This is a genomic window from Massilia sp. Root335, from assembly GCF_001425685.1.
GTDB lineage: Bacteria > Pseudomonadota > Gammaproteobacteria > Burkholderiales > Burkholderiaceae_D > Telluria > Telluria luteola.
Genome location: NZ_LMCY01000035.1, coordinates 1 through 380 on the forward strand (window position 1 = coordinate 1; position 380 = coordinate 380).

Genomic DNA, 380 nt, shown 5'->3' on the forward strand with positions numbered 1-380 from the left:
CGTGGTGGCGCCGGTGTAGCTGTTGATGCCGGCCAGGGTCTCGGTGCCGCCATTCACGGCCAGGCCGCCGGCGCCGGCGATCGTGCCCGCGAACACGTCGTTCGCATTCGACAGCGTCAAGGTCTGCGCGCCCAGCGCCACGCTGCCCGAACCGGACAGCGACTGGATCTGCGCGCCATTGCTGGCCGCCGAGATGTCGAGCACGCCGTAATCGGCCACGCTGCTGGACAACGCGATGCTGCCCGAGCCGGCCAGGCCCAGGGTGGCGCCCGCGTTGATGCTGGTCGCGCCGGTGTAGGTGTTGGTGCCGCTGAGTTGTTCGGTGCCGCCGGCCACGGTCAGGCCGCCGGAACCGGCGATGGTGCCGGCAAAGTCGGCGC

1 pseudogene is annotated in these 380 nt (G+C 71.3%); it reads right to left on the reverse strand.

Features of this window, described 5'->3' with window-relative positions:
* Positions 1-380: pseudogene (locus tag ASC93_RS32290) on the reverse strand (autotransporter outer membrane beta-barrel domain-containing protein); the annotation flags it as partial.